The sequence below is a fragment of the Hymenobacter lapidarius genome (genome assembly GCF_001816145.1).
GTDB classification, from domain to species: Bacteria; Bacteroidota; Bacteroidia; order Cytophagales; family Hymenobacteraceae; genus Hymenobacter; species Hymenobacter lapidarius.
Genome location: NZ_MDZB01000068.1, coordinates 51,518 through 67,775 on the forward strand (window position 1 = coordinate 51,518; position 16,258 = coordinate 67,775).

Annotated in this window: 8 protein-coding genes; 3 read left to right on the forward strand and 5 right to left on the reverse strand. The window is 59.6% G+C overall.

Features of this window, described 5'->3' with window-relative positions:
* Window positions 1-2: 2 nt before the first annotated feature.
* The 5 genes from BEN47_RS20780 to BEN47_RS03920 form a co-directional block, all read right to left on the reverse strand.
* The gene (locus tag BEN47_RS20780) at window positions 3-3,452 is read right to left on the reverse strand and encodes a pPIWI_RE_Z domain-containing protein (RefSeq protein WP_158010833.1); all 3,450 of its coding nucleotides are present in this window, start codon (window positions 3,450-3,452) and stop codon (window positions 3-5) included.
* Complete coding sequence (locus tag BEN47_RS03905) at window positions 3,445-4,644, reverse strand: restriction endonuclease-related protein (RefSeq protein ID WP_125921480.1); 1,200 nt, start codon at window positions 4,642-4,644, stop codon at window positions 3,445-3,447. Before BEN47_RS03905 ends, BEN47_RS20780 begins: the two co-directional genes overlap by 8 nt.
* A gap of 110 nt (window positions 4,645-4,754) precedes the next feature.
* Window positions 4,755-4,994 carry a hypothetical protein gene (locus BEN47_RS03910; RefSeq protein ID WP_070725310.1) on the reverse strand — a complete coding sequence of 80 codons (240 nt, stop codon included), beginning with the start codon at window positions 4,992-4,994 and terminating at the stop codon, window positions 4,755-4,757.
* Window positions 4,995-5,062: 68 nt separating this feature from the next.
* Window positions 5,063-7,954 (reverse strand): ATP-dependent helicase, encoded by a 2,892-nt coding sequence (locus BEN47_RS03915; protein ID WP_070725313.1) that lies wholly within the window; start codon window positions 7,952-7,954, stop codon window positions 5,063-5,065.
* A gap of 248 nt (window positions 7,955-8,202) precedes the next feature.
* Window positions 8,203-9,744 carry a sigma 54-interacting transcriptional regulator gene (locus BEN47_RS03920; protein ID WP_070725315.1) on the reverse strand — a complete coding sequence of 514 codons (1,542 nt, stop codon included), beginning with the start codon at window positions 9,742-9,744 and terminating at the stop codon, window positions 8,203-8,205.
* 737 nt (window positions 9,745-10,481) lie between these two features.
* Between BEN47_RS03920 and BEN47_RS03925 the strand changes: the two genes are divergently transcribed.
* From BEN47_RS03925 to BEN47_RS03935, 3 genes are read left to right on the forward strand one after another with little or no spacing between them, the layout of a single operon-like run.
* Entirely contained in the window at window positions 10,482-13,928 is a 3,447-nt protein-coding gene (locus BEN47_RS03925; protein WP_070725318.1) for a helicase-related protein, read from the forward strand.
* Complete coding sequence (locus BEN47_RS03930) at window positions 13,918-15,285, forward strand: AAA family ATPase (protein WP_070725320.1); 1,368 nt, start codon at window positions 13,918-13,920, stop codon at window positions 15,283-15,285. Before BEN47_RS03925 ends, BEN47_RS03930 begins: the two co-directional genes overlap by 11 nt.
* Window positions 15,266-16,180, forward strand: a complete 915-nt coding sequence (locus BEN47_RS03935) for an HNH endonuclease (protein ID WP_070725323.1) — start codon at window positions 15,266-15,268, stop codon at window positions 16,178-16,180. The genes BEN47_RS03930 and BEN47_RS03935 overlap by 20 nt, the downstream gene beginning before the upstream one ends.
* Window positions 16,181-16,258 lie beyond the last annotated feature (78 nt).

Consider the following 16,258-nt stretch of genomic DNA (forward strand, 5'->3'; position numbering starts at 1 on the left):
AATCAGTCCAAATCGCCCTGGTCTTCCAGGAAGAAATAAGTCGAGTTGTCCGAATCGCCTGCGTCAGTTTCGGGCGGGCCGCAGAGCAGGCCATCCAGGTGCTCGAAGGCCTCGGCAAAGGGGGCGTATAGCGCGTGCAGAATCTGGCGAGCTAGTGGGTCAGGAGTTTGCATGTATTCGCGCAGCAACTCGCGCATGGTTACCAGCACGCTGCTGCCGGCCGTATCGGGCTGGCCCTTGGCACTGTTGGGAGCCCAGGCCGCATCCACGAAGTAGATGTCGGCGGGCCGGCTGCCTCGGATGGCCCGCCCAATGGTCTGAAGCACCGGAATGAGAAGGTTGGCAGCGAAGGCCTTGCGGTAAGCGGCTGGCAACCGACTCGCCTGCATGGGCTGAGAAAGCAGTTGCATGGTATCTTGAAACAGGTCGCGGCGGTGCTGCGCATAGGCGGTGGCCACGTCAGCCAGCGGCTGCCCTTCAAAGCGCAGCGCATCAAACTGCTGGGTTTGTTCGGCTACTCGCGAGAGCATCAAAGTAAGGTCGTTGAGCACCGGGTGCGGCCGGGTCAGGAAGTACACGCTGCCCAAGGCAGCGGTGCCACTATCGGCATCCTGTGGGTCGGTTGGGTGAAAGACGATGTTGATGCCCCTCCCCAGCGCGGGTAGCGGAAATACAACTACCAGTACATCTTCCTCGTGGCCCAGCGCTTCTACCTGGCCGCGCAATACGCACAGCTGGCGCAGCTCGGCCTCCTCGGGCCAGTGGCGCACCACGCCTCGCGTTTGCTTGCTCAATGGTGAATTAGCCCGGCGCAGCTCGCGCAGTACTTCCAGCACCTGCTCGTAGGAATTCACCACTAAAGCGCATTTGCGCAAGCGGCGGCCAGGGGCTGGGGTTCGCCGGGCCTCAGTGGCTTTTTCCAGCAGTGAAAATCGGTCGGGTGCGGGCCGGATGGCCAGTTGGCGCACCATCGCCCGCAGGTTGGGCAACTGGTTGCGCCCGGCCCCGCTGAATGTCAGGGCCGGCGGGGTATCCTGCCCCGCGCTTACCTGCCCTGGTGCCTGCAGCGGCAGGCAGCGCAGCCGTAGCTGCACCTGTTGCTGCTGCCGGGGCAGCAGCACGTAGCTTGGCGGCACGGCCACATGATAGGCCGGACTGGCAGGTAACCATGACGTAGCCGACGCCAGCAGCACGTTAGCCCGCGCCGTTGTTTGGTTGGCCAGACCCTCCTGCAACCGGTGTAGCAGCAAACGCGGAGCGCTGTTGAGGATGAGGTAGTCCAGCACAATGCCGTTGTCGTCAGGCAAGCGGCCGAAACGCACGCTGCTGAATATGCCCAGCAGGCTCTGCGGCACGGCCAGCTGCAGGGCGGCGCTGGCTTCGTGGCGACTGGCCTCCGGGGGCAGTAGCCCCGCGAATACTAGAGGACGCGTAATGCCACTAAGCTGCTGGTAAGTAGCTACCGTAAAGCCTACGGCCACCAGCACCCGCGCTAGTGAATCTAGCTCGGCGGCCGGGGCCGGGGCTACCAGCCGGGCAAAACAAGCCGTTAGCTGGGTCAGCTCGTCGGTGAGGTAAATATTCGTCGGGAAAGCGTGCAGATAATCGGCAAACGCCTGCCGCAGCTCCAGCCACGCGCTTTGGGTGTCAGCTACTGATTCAAAGGGCAGGTCGGTGGCCAGCTCGGCAGCCCGTAGCCAGCCGGTAGCTGACTCGTTGTAAAACGCCGCATAGAGCGCACTGTCCCAAAAGGCATAACGAGCACTTCGCCCGGCGCTGTTCACTCGCTCGGGTGTCCGCCTCAAGGCCAAACGCACCAGGTAGTTTGTCGTCAGCGGCCGGTTTTCTAATAGTTCAAACAGCGCAGCAGCTTGGTCGTCGTGTCGGCCACGCTCAGTACCGACCGGCGGCAATAGCCGTCCCACCTCGTCATAAAAGCGCAGCAAATGCCGCTCAAACAGATTACTAATTGATTGGTAGGGCATGAGTTGGCGGCTGTCACGCAGCGACCGGCGACCGGTCAGCACCTGCCCAGTTACAGCTTGACTGCGAACGTGCTCGCTGTTATCAGTGCCGCTCAGATGCAGGCGGTGAGAGCCTACCTCGTCCAGCGACTTCTGAGCCTCGTCGACCTCATCGAATACCACCAAGTCAAAGGTTTGTCCGATTAGCTCGAAATAAGTCAGCTTCTCGGCGCAGGCATGAGCGGGCACCTGAGTATCGGCGCTGCGCACGTGCCCCAACCATACCTGTGCTGTAACCAACTCGCGCTGATTACGCACCCGTCCGCAATTGCTCCAAAGCGGACAAAGGTGGGGCGTTTGCATATCACCCGCTTCAAATAACCGCTCGCAGGGGGCAGCAGTGCTGGGCCAGGCAGGCCAAGCAGTATCCTCATCGATAGCAAAGGCGGGCAGCGGGCAGGTCTGAGCTAGCAATTCGGCTCCGGGCCGGGTGCGGGCAAAACCCCGGTCCCGGTTATCTGCCCCGATTAATTCAGCCAAGCGGTTGGCATGGCGCTGGTGGGTTTCGGAAGAGCGCCCCATCAACAACGCTGCCGATACTTCATAACGCAGCAGTTTCTCGAGGTACTCACGGGCCGTTTCGATACTCGTAAAGAAGACGGCTACCCGCTTATCCTCGCGAGCCAAGTGAGCGCACAACAGGGTAATGAGCGTAGTTTTACCAGCCCCCGGCAACCCGATGAGATGGTGCAAGCCACTCAGGTCCAATGTATCAGTATCTACGAGGCCGCCAGGTTCGCAAGCTTGCAGGCGGATAACATTCTGAAGCCTACTCAGCCAGCGCTCGCGAGGCCAGGTAGCTGCGGGGGCCGCGTCCAACTCATCGAGGATGCGAGCGGTAGCCTCCAGTCCAGCTATTGTTACGCGCAAGTTTTGAGCGGGCTGGCGCATCAGGTCGTATTGCGGCGGGGCGGCAAGGGGCAGGCGTGGCAGTCGCAAACGGATTGGTGGCGCCTCGGTCCCCGAGCCGGGGCGAGCTACTAGGTCGGGACCGGTAGCGTTAGTCAGGCCGTGCAGTGGACGAGTAGCCGGGGCTTGCAGTGTAGCCCAGGCTTGCACCACACGGGCCTGCTGTCCTTCTACCAATTCAAAAGCCAGCGTGTCGGCATCAATCCGAAAGCAGGGATCGTAGCCCAGGTCTTCTGCGTGCTGAGCGAGGGCAAAGGCTGCCCGTTGCACAGCCCGGCGGGTCGCGAGGCCACCTACAAGCTCCCGTGCCCGGCGCACAGCCCCAGCATGGGCAACCACAGCAGCACTAGTCAGGGGCGCGTGTGCTCCGCTGAGCAATAGCGGCAGGTGCGCCAGAGTAGCTTCACCTAACAGCATAGCCAAGGCACAGCCCCACTGAATGCGCTGGTGACCAGGCCACAAACTAGGCTGCGGCGAGACGCCTTCAATAGCGGCAGCAGTGAAAAGCAGTTCAGGCACGGGCGTAGCGCTTTAGTAGTGTAATGGTTTGCTTGATGCTGAGCACTCGAAGCAGCGCCCGCACATCGGGACGCAGGGCCTGGCGCAACCGGCGTAGGTACCCGGGGGTATCGGCTCGGCGGGTGGCAATTGCCAGCACGCGTTGGCCGGCCGGATAATAAGTCAGCCCGCCGATGCTGACGTTGAGCAAGGCCGCCAACCGCAGTGGGTCGCGATGGTCTTTCACGTCAATGCCCCACTCCTCGCCTACGGCAACGTCGCAGCGGTCCTGGTGAGGATAAAGCAGCACCTGCCCGGCTGCGAAGAGCGGTTGCAGTGCACGGTAGAGATACAGCTCTTCTTGGGCGGGGTCAACCCAAAATTTCAGCAGAGCAGGCCGGGCAATGAGTGCCAAATCCAAAGGCACTGGGGTACCGGCACGGGGCAATGGGTGCAGGTAGCGGCACGAAACCAGCGTGCACTCGCCGGCCAGACTTAACCGGGCGTTGCAGTGGGCGCAGCGGGGTACCAAGCGCGGGCTGCCGGACTCCGCCTCCGCGGCATGGGCCGGCTCGTAAGCAACCTCCAGCAGCCGAGCTAGCGCATCGCCCAGCCACTGGCTTCGCCGCAACTCCTTATGCTCGGCCCGTGTGGCCATCGGATGCTCAGCGATGAACTGCCGCACCAATGTGTAAGCGCGGTCCTGCGCTAGCCCGTCCGGCAACTCGGCCAACCCGTCGCGCAAGTCAGCATACAATTGGTTTTCTACCAGGTCGGCCATGCCGCCGAAAGAGGCAGCGGCTAACATCTCGCACTCGGTAGTAGGCACCCGATAGTCAGGGTCGATAAGCACAAGCTCTATTTCAGGCGCATAGGTGCGTACCGCCGTGGGCGCCCACGCCGCAAGTGGGCGTTGGCAGTTGGTTAGCAGCAAATGCACGCTACTGAACGTGTCGGCCTCGCCAGCTTCAAGTGCCAGCCTTGCCAGATGCGCCTGGGCCTGGCGCAGCGCCAGCGGCACATCCTCACCGACTTCGGGACGCACTACCCCCACCACTGCGGCCTCTCGGCTGCTGCGCCGAAACTGCTCCAAAACCCCTTTGGCGAGCAGCCGCAACGCTAGTGCCACCCGTGCGGCCACATCGTCGGGGTCAGCCAGCAGAGTGGGGCCCGGCGGTGAGGTGGCATGAGAAGAGGTTGAGCGAGCTGGCATAAATAAAAAAGAGGAAGGAATGAAGCTAAACATCATGCAGCCGGGCAACAAACGCCCGCTTGAGAAACAAGGCATTTGTCAATCAATTAACTGCGATTCAATAACTTGAACTAATTACCAACACGCAGCCGGCACCACGTGCACTCGCCGCAGCCAGGGCCAAACTCATGGCGGCGGATAGCCGCATCTACGGCGCGGATTTGGGCCACTACAGTGGCTTCATCAGCAGGAGAAGCTACTATTTTGCGACGCACGAAGCGGGGCGGCTTGCCAGCCTCGCGCACGGCCCGCAGGTAGTCGAAGCTGACCGAGGCGACCTCGTAGCGGTAGTCGGGGTCGTGGGCCAGCAACAGGCGGTAGAAAACGCCTTGCCGCCAGTAGTCGCCCCCCCGGAGGGCCGGGTTGGCCTGCCATTCGGCTAGGGTAGCTGTAGCGGCACCAGAGAGGGCCGGGCGAGCTTTTCGCTGGCGGTGGCCGGGCTGCCGGTTTTATAGTCGAGCACGTCGCAGGTACGGCCATCGTCGTGCAGGTCGAGGCGGTCAAGCATCCCCACCAGGCGCGGGCCACCGGGCAGCTCGGCCCGCACCCGGTACTCGACCACGGCCGTGGGGCGGGTGCAGGCCTGCGCCTGCGCCCACCAGTCGCGCAGCAACTCGGGGCCCGCGTGGGCCAGGCGCTGATACACCCGCCCAGGCAGTTCAAAGCGGGCGCGGCTGAAGTGCCGCCGAAACAGCTCTACCAGTTCCTCGGCCGGGCCGAAAGCCGCGGCCGGCTGCTGGGCCTGCCGAAAAAATTCTTCCAGCGCCAGGTGTATGGCCGAGCCGAACAGCAGCTCCTCGTTGTGTGCCGTGGGCACCCGCAGAATCTGCTCGTAGTAGCAGGCCAGCGGGCAAGCCAGGTAGGAATTGAGCACAGTGGCACTGAGGCGAAAATCCAGCAGCAGCTCATCCAGCAGCACCGAGTCGGGCACGGGGGCCGGCGGGGGCGGCGGGGCCAGCTGGGTGCGACGGGCAGTGTCCAGTACCGAAGGGCTTACCACTACGTCGGCTGCCACCAGTCCATCCTGCTCCAACTCGGCCACGAATTCGCATGGCACCAGTTCCTTGCCCGCCTCGTCGTGGGCGGCCCAGCAGACGGTTAGCTGCACTTGCGCCCTAGTCAGGGCCACGAAAAACAGGCGGCGGGCTTCTTCGCAGTCGGCTGCGTCGCCGGTGGCTGGTGCCAATACGGGAGGCAGGCGGAAGCCCCGGTCAGCGGCTTTGCGCCGCCAAGCGGTTTGCTGGCAGCCCAGTACCCACACGTGCTCCCATTCCAGGCCCTTGGCACTGTGGGCTGTGAGTAGCTCCAGGGCAGCGCTGACTTCGCCGCCTTGCTCAAGGGGCAGGCCTTCTCGGGTAGCCGCCAGCACTTCCCAAGTATGCAGCAAATCGCTCACGCCCGCCTCTGCCTGCCGGCGGGCCTCGGCACGGCCCCAGTGCAGCAGCGCACGCGCTTCGGCTAGTACTTGCCCAGGCTGAGCCGCTTGCGCCAGCTGCGCCGGTAGCAGGGTCTCCAACACGATATGCTCCAGCAGCGTAGGTAGTGGCAGAGTCGCTGCGGCCTGCACCCAGCCATCTACCAGCGCCAGGACACAGATCAGGGCCTGCCGTCCCTCGGTGGACAGCGCCGGCTGCTCGGGTGGGGTCGGCCCAAAGTCATCGAGGGCAACCCCGGCCCAGGCGCGCCAGGCCAGTACCGGCTGGCCTGCGGCATGCATCTGCCGACGGTGGGACTGGTGCCCCAGGGCCAGGCGAAGCAAGTCGGCGGGCGGCACGGCCAAGGCGGCAAGGTGCAACAGTTCAAACAGGGCCGCATCGGCCGCCAGCTGGTCATCGGGCCGCAGGGAGGCGTCCACATAGCGCAACACACGGTGCAGGGCGGTCGCCAGCGGCTCGGCCAGCACATCCACGGTCCGGCGGCGCTGGAAAGGTACCCCAGCGGCCCGCAGCAGTTGGGCCAATTGGTCCATCTGGTCGTGATTACGGGTAATAACGCCCACCCGGCCCATCGGCCACTGCCCGCCGTGGTGCAGGGCAGCCAACTGCGCCGCCACATCGGCCGCTTCGTGCAGTGGGGTGGCGTAGCGGCAAAGCCGTGGCAGCTCGGGCGAAGCCGCAAACCGCGCATGACGGGCCAGCAGCTGCTTGTTCAGGCCAGGCAGTTGCCCCACCAGCCGTTCTTGGTTGCGAACAATTAACGACTCAGCAGTGGCCAGTACTGGGGCTGAGGAACGGTAATTTTCTTCCAGCACTACGGTGGCAGCCTGGGGGTAGCGGCGCGTGAACTCGAACACGTTGGCCACGCTGGCTCCCTGGAAACGAAAAATGCTCTGGTCGTCATCGCCCACTACCAGCAAGCTGGGGTTGCTCCAATAGTCAGCCAGCAGGTAGAGCAAGCGGCTCTGTGCCCCATTGGTATCCTGGTACTCATCTACTAGAAAATGCTGGAAACGCTCCTGGTAGCTCAGGCGCAGCCCCTGGTTTTCTTCGAGCAAGTGGGTGGCCCAGGCCAGCATATCGCCGTAGTCAAACCGCCGGCGGGCGGCCAGACCAGCTTGGTACGCTTCAAACAAACCCACTGCCGCTACCGACCGCTCAATGTGTGCTTCCTCTTCGGCTAGCTTGTGCGGAATGACGTCGCCTGGCCGCATGCCCTGGGCACGCATGGCGGGGGGCGGATTTTTATATAGGTAGGCCGCGTCACTGGGCAATTCCAGACGGTATTCCTCCAACGCCAGGAGCAGTTCGGCGGGTGCCCAGCCTTCGCGCTTCATGGTCTGAAACAGCTGTTTGAGGTGACGCAGGTCGTAATAGGCATCGCCCACGTCGCGGCGCAGCTGGTGACCGGCTGGCAGCCCGTCGAGCACTTCCCGCAGCACTTCGTCGGTTTCCAGGTCGGTAGCTGGTTCCAAGTCGTGCCGGCCCAATACGCCCCCATTTTCCTGGATAATGAGTTGGCCCAGGCTATGGAAAGTATGAATGGCCACGCGGTGCGCTTCCGGGCCGACGAATCCGAGCAGGCGATGACGCATATTGCGGGCCGCTGCGTCGGTATATGTCAAGCACAGGATTTCCTGGGGGCGCACGTCGGGCTGCGTCAGCAGGAAAGCTACCCGGGCGGCCAGCAGCTGCGTTTTGCCAGTGCCAGGGCCGGCTACCACCAAAAGGGGCCCATCGGGGTGGGTTACCGCCTGGCGTTGGCGCTGGTTGAGGCCAGCCAGCTTCGATAATAAAGCAGCTGGCAGTACGGGTAACTCGGCAATGATTGGCATAAGCGGGAAGCAGAAAAGGTCGCAACGTGGTTGAGCAGCGGGCCTGGGTACTGCCCTCGGCAGCCTAGCAATACCAGCTTTGCTTTGTTGCTTCTACTTTTCTAATTCCTTGCCAATATCAATACTTATTAAAACCAGATACTTATGATTTCATTCGCACCAAAACATAGCGCAAATTATGCAACATGCCACAAAAATTGCATTCCAAAATTCGATATTATGCATTCTGATACAACGAAAAACTGCGGTTACGTAGTAGCGGCGGCTTGTTTATGCAGATGCAAGTGCTTGGTCACCACCCGTACATCAATACCTAGTAGCTGAGCGGCCTGCCGCTTTACACCTCCACACTGGGCCACAACCCGGGCTACGTGCGCGGCCATTGCGGCTGCAAGCGTGAGCGAAGTGGCCGCACTTACTCCTGCCGCATTGGCGTGTAAGCGGCGCGGCAGGTCGGCGGGCAGGATAAGCTGGCTTGGCTCACTGAACACATACAGGGTTTCGACTAGGTTTTCCAGCTCGCGCACGTTGCCAGGAAATGGGTAAGCCAGCAGCTTTTCCCTGGTGGCAGGGGCTAGCTCTAGCGGCACTTTTCGCTGTAAGCTTGCCTGCTTTTGGTGAATAAGAAAGTCAAGCAGCTTTCCGCGTTCATCCTGCGGTAACTCGCGCAGAGTGGGCAATTCCAATTCGGCCACAGCGAGCCGGTAGTAAAGGTCCCAGCGGAATCGACCCTGCCCGCAGCGTTCCAGCAAATCGGCGTGCGTGGCCGCAATCACCCGCACATCTACCTGCCGGGGCTGGCCACCCAAGGGCTGAATTTCGCCCATCTGCACTACCCGCAGCAACGTTGCCTGCAGAGCTGGAGAGATATCACCTATTTCGTCCAGAAAGATGGTACCGCCATGCGCTAGCTCAAATAGCCCCTTAGTATCCTTTTCGGCTCCGGTAAAAGCCCCTTTCACATATCCAAAAAGGCGGCTTTCCAGCACCGAATCGGTCAGGGCCGCGCAGTTGATGGGCAGGTAGGGCTGATGGTGCCGGGCTGACTTCTCGTGCACTGTACGGGCCAAATGCTCCTTTCCAGTGCCACTTTCGCCACGCACCAGCACCGTTACTTTATCGGCCCCCGCTACCTTAGCCGCTAAGCCATACACTCGTTGCAGTCCTGGCAGCAGCAGAAACTCAGTGGACATAGTCGGCGAGGCTTTTACCATGGCGTGATTACGCCGGGCGGGCCGCAGCGCCAGAGCAGCCGTACGGTTCGCCACTTGCTGTTCGCGCACGATAGCCGTCATTGGCACAGCCGATTGGGATACGTCCAGCTCAAGCAGGCTAGGACGGCCGTCAGGGTTGAATTTTCCTTCTCGGGTCTGTACCAAGTGCGTATCCAGCCCAAGTGTGGTATGCGCGATAAACCAGCTGAGCTGCATGATGCTAGTGCCGGGTGAAAAATATAGTGTTAGCTCATGCTCCCGATGTTGCAGCAGCCAAGTTTCTATTTTAGTTTTTACCTCGGCTAGGCTGATGACATCGCGCACCTCCAGTAATTCGGCTTGCACTACCCGTCCTGGATGCTGGCGACGCACTAAGTTAGCCAGATGCTCTGTTTGCAGCTCTTGCTTCGGATTTGAGTACAGAAGTACATGCTTATCATAACCGCCTGCCGCGTAGAAATGCTGATGAAACTGCACCGTAGGGCCGATTTCATTAATACTTGAGGCTGCCTTCTGCCCAGCAGTATAAATAAAGTCGTGGCTATATGCAATCCAGGAAACGAGTAGGTGAGCCATAAATTTAGGAAGCGACTTAGGATGCAGGAATTAGAAACAACCACGTAACTTACTGTTGCGAGGCCATTTAATCGTTATTGCAAACGTACCAACAAACTCTATTCAAGGTCATATTTTGCTAATCCTTGCTGCAAAGTCCTCGAGGGCGGGTACCGGGCGGGCTACGAAATGACCAAACAACTCAAGGGTAGCAAGGTGCACGTAGCCAGCGACACGCAGGTTAATGAACAAGACCAGGCGCAGATTAGCGCCTTAGGTAAAGAAGAGCAAGTCGCCTCGGGGTAAAGCGTTACGCTGGCTTATACCGACCAGCAATAACCTGGCGAAGCCCCGACTTAAGCAACCGAAGCCGATGCCCACAGCGTTGACCTGCAGCTTATCAAACTCAGCTAGGCCAAATGCGGCTTCGTGCTACTGCCCTACCGCTGAGTCGTCGAGCGCAGCCTGAATTGAAGCGCCCGCTACAAGCACTTAGCCGACATATTGTAACAGCTCTACTACCTGGCTTTTGCCGGACTCATGCTAGCCAAAGCAACCAGTCTTAAACGCTCCCAGGTGTATAACATCATAAACCAGCAGTGCCTCAATCGCTCAATTACTGGAAATATACTTCGATGCACTTAGTATGAATGTTGTACAAATGCTGCCTCCCATAGCGTCACACCTTCTGGAAGCTAAACGCCGCTCCCGGCCTCCTACCTTTAGGTCATATTAGCAGTTGCACCCGTTCTCCGACTATGCCCATTCAACCTGGTCAAATCATTGACAATCTTGTTCCAACGGAACCAGTAGTCATCACCAAAGTGAAACAGCTGGGCACTATGCTGGCCCTAACCTTTACCGGCATCAACAGCCAGCGCTCTAACAACAAGGTAATTACTGAAGCAGAAGCTGAACGTCTGCAAATCATTACCGAAGAAGGGGCATTTGACTTCAGTGGTGACCCAACCCGTTTCACCCTTTTTGCCGAAGCCGAGCGGATACATTCCGCCCATCTGTTTGATCCCCTGTTTGCTGTAAATTGTAGCATCGTAGACCCGCTCCCCCACCAAGTGGAGGCTGTGTACAAGTTTTTACTACCCTTACCCAAAATCCGGTTTCTGCTGGCCGATGATACCGGGGCTGGCAAGACCATTATGACAGGGCTGCTGCTAAAAGAATTGATGACGCGGGGACTAGTTGAGCGAGTGCTCATCATCACACCGGGCGGCCTCACCAAGCAGTGGCAGGAAGACGAGATGGGCGTGAAATTCAATATTCCCTTCACGCTCGTCAATCGCAGCATTTTCTCGGCCGACCCCACCGTATTCAGTTCGGCCCAGCGTGTGATTACGTCCATTGATTTCATCTCGCGCGAGGACGTGCTGGGCGTGGCCGCCAATACGCACTGGGACCTGATTGTGATTGATGAGGCGCATAAGCTTTCGGCGTATGAATACGCCACCAAGACTTATAAATCGCGCCGCTACGAGGCGGCCCAGCGGCTGGCCGAACAGACCGAGCACCTGCTACTGCTGACTGCTACGCCCCATCGGGGCCGCACCGACACGTTCAAAAAGCTGCTTCAGCTACTGGACGAGGATATTTTCGCTACTGAGGAAATTGCGGCCACGCGGGTGCGGGAGCTGGAAAACGACGGGCTGAACAAGTTTTTCATTCGGCGGCTCAAGGAGGACATGAAAGACTGGCAGGGCCAGCCGCTCTACAAAAACCGCTTTACCCAAACCATTTCGTATGAGTTGACGCCGCCCGAAAAACGGCTTTACGACGCCGTAACGCGCTACTTGACTAAGCAGAAGGAGGAGGCCACGCAAACCCGCAATATTCACGTATCGCTGGCCCTTACGGTGATGCAGAGGCGGCTGGTCAGCTCCATCTACGCCATTCGTAATACGTTGCGCAAGCGGCAGAACGCACTGCAAGGCGTGGTGGACGAAATTAACCGCAACCCCGCCTTATGGCAGCAACGCCACAAGCTAGAAGGGTATGACGTGGACGGTTTAGACGACTACGACGAGCTGGGCGACGACGACCGCGAGGCCTTGGAAAACATTCTGGCCGACCCGCGCAAGTTCAAGCTCTTTACAACCGCTACCAGCATTCAGGAAATTCAGGAGGAAGCCCGTGAGGTAAAGCAGCTGTACGAGCTGGCCGAAGAGCTATATAACGGGCAGCAAGCCGAGCGCAAGTACGAGAAGCTCCAAGAGTTGCTGACCAGCCAGCAGGTGGTGAGTGGCGAGAAGCTGGTTATTTTCACCGAGCACAAGGACACCCTCGACTACGTCACGCAGCGGCTGACCAACAACGGCTACCGCATTGCCACCATCCACGGCGGCAAAACGGTGGACGAGCGCCGCCAGGCGCAAAGCGACTTTGCCGCCTCCGAAACACAGGTGCTCATTGCCACCGATGCCGCGGGCGAAGGCATCAACCTGCAATTCTGTCGCTTGCTCATTAACTGGGACATTCCCTGGAACCCCAACCGCCTGGAGCAGCGTATGGGCCGCATTCATCGCTACGGCCAGCAGCAGGACGTACTGGTGTTCAACCTGGTGGCCAGCAATACCCGCGAAGGCCAGGTGCTGGAGCGCCTGCTTTCCAAGCTCGACATCATCCGCACGAGCATGGGCGACGACCGGGTGTACGACGTGATTCAGGACGTGCTGGAAAACGTAAAGCTCGACGCCATTATGGACTCCGTGCTGCATGGCCGTGCCACGGCCTTCGACGACCTGCTTAACCAGGACGAAGAAACGCTCAAGGCCCGCTTCGCCACCAAAATAAAAGAGCAGCGTGAGCGGCTGGCTCATAGCACCGTGGACTATGGCAACGCTCGCGAGCTGAAAGAAGAATCCGACGAGAAACGCCTGCAACCCATCTACGTGCGGCTGTTCTTCGAGCGGGCGCTGGCCCAGCTCGGTGGCACTTACGCCGAGGTGCGGCCCGCTATTTTCCGCCTCACGCAGCTGCCGGAGGTACTGGTGCAAACGCTGCGGCAGGACCACAACCTCGTGGCCGACCTGGTGCGCCAGCTCCTGTTTTGCTTCGACAAAAAGGTGTTTCTGGACTACCAGCAAACCAGCGGCGACCTGGGCAAGGTGCACTACATCAACCCCGGCAACCCCGTGTTTGACGCACTGGTGAGCGTGGTGCGGCGCCAGTTTCGGGGCGACATGCTGCGCGGCACCGTTCTGATATCCCCCGACGACCCGGAGGAATACCTGGCCTTCTTCGTCAAATCGCAGATAACCGACCAGCGGCCCCACCGCCGCGACGACAGTATTGCCGATGAACGCCTGCTACTGGTGCGGCAGGCGCCCGACCAGCCGTTTGCCTTCACCTCCCCCGCCAAGTTTCTGGACCTGCACCCACCTACGTCCTTTGCCAAAACGGTGGACCCGCCCGCCGTGGTGCTGGCCGACGAGGTAGTGGCCTGGGCCTTCGAGCAAGTAACCTTGCCGCAGCTGGTCGACACCCAGGAGCGGGTGAGCAATGACGCCGAGCAACGCCGGGGCTACCTCGAATCGGCTTTCACCCACGTCATTATGGACCTGTCGGGCGAAATTTCGGAGTTGCAGGGCAAGCTCCTGTTTCAGGGTACCGACGGCCGGGTGCAGGATAAGATTTTGCAGAAACAGCAGCGGATTCATGACCTGAGCCAGCGCAAGCAGCAACGCCTGCGCCTGCTCGACGACATGCAGCAGCTGGCGCCCAAGCCGCCCGAGGTGCTGGGCTGTGCCTGGGTGGTGCCCTTGTCGCAGGTAGAATACAAAGGCCATTACGGCATGAGCCGCGACGACGAAGCCGAAGCCATTGCCATGCAAACGGCAATGGACTACGAGCGAAGCCAGCAATGGACTCCCACCGACGTATCGGCCAACAACGAGGGCTACGACATTCGCAGCCTCAGCCCCGAGCACCTCAAGCGCTACATCGAGGTGAAGGGCCGCAGCGGAACCGATGGCAGCGTAATGGTGTCGGAAAACGAAATGAACCGCCTAGCCCAGCTCGGCGACGCGGCCTGGCTCTACATTGTGGTAAGCTGCAAAAGCCAGCCCGAGCTGTTCCGCATTCAGAACCCGGCCGCCCGGCTTACTTTTGAACAGAAGAGCAAGGGCGTACAATACTTTCTGCCCATGCGCGAGTGGCAGGCTAAACTAGACGACTGGAACGATGTACATTGAATCGGTAGACATCAAGAACATTCGGGCAATAGACAGCCTGAAAATGCACTTCGATAAGCCTGCCGGCTGGCACGTAATCATTGGCGACAACGGCACGGGCAAATCGTCGGTTGTGCGAGCCATTGCGTTAGCTCTTATTGGGCCGGAGAAAGCATTAGCGCTCGGGCTCTCTTGGGAGCAATGGCTAGCAGCTAAGCAAGATACCGGTCATATCAAGTTACAGATTGCTGCTGACCCCAATTGGGATAGAACAGTCGATACAAAAAATGCTTCGGTTAAAGCGTCAGCCACCGCTTTCCCCATTGAACTCACTTTCAAGCGCGAATCGGTTGGTGGGTTTAGCGAGGGATTTAGCAACGGGTTTTCTAGGTCACGCCCAACCGTCGTTCTTGGTAGTAACATCGACACGGCCACGTACCGAAAACCCAAAAAACAAGTTTGGGGCGACTACGACGGCTGGTTCTCCGCCGCTTACGGCCCCTTTCGGCGCTTCACGGGCGGCAACCCGGAATTGACCAAGCTGTACTACTCTTCCCCTAAAGTCGGGGCTCACCTAAGTGCATTTGGCGAAGATGTGGCGCTGACGGAAGCATTGGTATGGCTACGCGAATTGGATTACCGGCGTTTGAAGCAACAAGAAACGATAGCTGGCCCGTCGGAATTTAACCTTACCCTAGAATACCTGAAGCGGCTTATTAACGAAAGTAATCTGCTGCCGCACGGCACCAAGCTAGACCGCATTGAGGCGGAAGGACCTGTTTTTCTGGATGGCAACGGTAATCACGTTTCCGTTACGCAAATGAGCGACGGCTACCGCTCGGTGCTTAGCCTAACCTTTGAATTGGTGCGACAGCTCGATAGGGTTTACGGGTTTAAGGCCGTATTTCATCAACTCGCCAAAAACCGGCAAGACAGACTGGAAATCGGGCTTCCGGGTGTTGTCATTATCGACGAGATTGATGCCCACCTACACCCAACTTGGCAAACGCGCATTGGGCAGTGGTTTGTGAAATGCTTTCCAAATATGCAATTCATTGTCACGACCCATAGCCCGCTGATTTGCCGCGCTGCTGCCAACGGCACCATTTACAGCCTGGTGGCTCCCGGCTCTGACGAGCCATCCGGTGAAATAACTGGCATCGAACGCGACCGCCTCATCTACGGCAACATCCTGGATGCCTATGCCACCGATGCCTTCGGCGACGACGTGACCCAATCAGAGGAAGCCCGCGAAAAACTCAAAGTGCTGATTAGCCTCAACGCTCGCTATTCGTTTAACAAGCTCTCGAAGGCGGAGGAAGCGGAGATGTGGCGGCTGCGGAAAATTTTTACGACCGATGTTACAACTGACCTCTAAGGCTGCCGACCCCACCGCGGCCGCGCGCCTGGCCGTGGAGCAAGCCAGGGTCACACAGAGCGGTACGTTTGACCAGCAAGCAGAAAAGGCCAAGGCTCGCTGGGACAGCAAAACCAGCAGCGCGTCCGGCAAGGCCGCTTTCGCCCAAATCAAAGCCGACCTGCTCAGTATGTGCGTGGGCGTGGAGCTGTGCAACTACTGCGAAAACAACGAGGCCACGGATGTGGAGCACATCTTCCCGAAAAGCTCTTTCCCTAGCCTCGCCTTTGAGTGGGACAACTACCTGCTGGCCTGCAAAATCTGTAACACCACCTACAAAGGCGATGGATTCGCCGTTTTCGACCCGGCCGCTTTAAATACGGTGCACGAGTTAACCCCACAGCTGCGTCCGCGAACCACCCCTCCCACTATCGACAGCGCGTTTATCAACCTCCGCGACAGCGCTGAAGACCCCCTGCACCTTCTGTGGCTTGACATTCAGGGCCGCACGTACGGCTTTGCCGAGCATCCGGCCCTTACGTCGGCACGCGACAAGGCCAAAGCGGCCTACACCCTGCGCCTGCTGCAACTCAACGACCGCCCGCCCTTGCTGGCTGCCCGCAAAGCCGCTTTTCAGTTTTTTCGCGAACGCCTGGAACGTTGCGGAGAGGCGGTGGCCGCCGCAGATTTTGACGACCTGGCCCGGCTCGTGAAAAAACTGGAGCCCGACCACGAGCGAGTGGACCGCACAAAACCGTTGGCACAGGAAAAGGCGCGGGTGCTGGCCGCTATTCGCCGCGACATTCAAACGCATTCTCACCCCACCGTGTGGGCCGAGATGAAGCGGCAGCGGGCCGATTTGCCCAACATCGACAACTTCTTCCGGGCCGCGCCGCCGGAAGCCTTATCTTGGTAGGCTTTTACATCCGCTTAATTAGTGCCTGGCTGGCATAGGTTTCACTTTCAGCTTCTTTCCAATCGGGGTGGGGCAGGA

What these genes read in the sequence shown, in the direction of transcription:
- BEN47_RS03905 (WP_125921480.1), bottom strand. Translation starts at nt 4,644, where the DNA reads ATGCCAGCTCGCTCAACCTCTTCTCATGCCACCTCACCGCCGGGCCCC.
- BEN47_RS03915 (WP_070725313.1), bottom strand. Translation starts at nt 7,954, where the DNA reads ATGCCAATCATTGCCGAGTTACCCGTACTGCCAGCTGCTTTATTATCG.
- BEN47_RS03920 (WP_070725315.1), bottom strand. Translation starts at nt 9,744, where the DNA reads ATGGCTCACCTACTCGTTTCCTGGATTGCATATAGCCACGACTTTATT.
- BEN47_RS03925 (WP_070725318.1), top strand. Translation starts at nt 10,482, where the DNA reads ATGCCCATTCAACCTGGTCAAATCATTGACAATCTTGTTCCAACGGAA.
- BEN47_RS03930 (WP_070725320.1), top strand. Translation starts at nt 13,918, where the DNA reads ATGTACATTGAATCGGTAGACATCAAGAACATTCGGGCAATAGACAGC.
- BEN47_RS03935 (WP_070725323.1), top strand. Translation starts at nt 15,266, where the DNA reads ATGTTACAACTGACCTCTAAGGCTGCCGACCCCACCGCGGCCGCGCGC.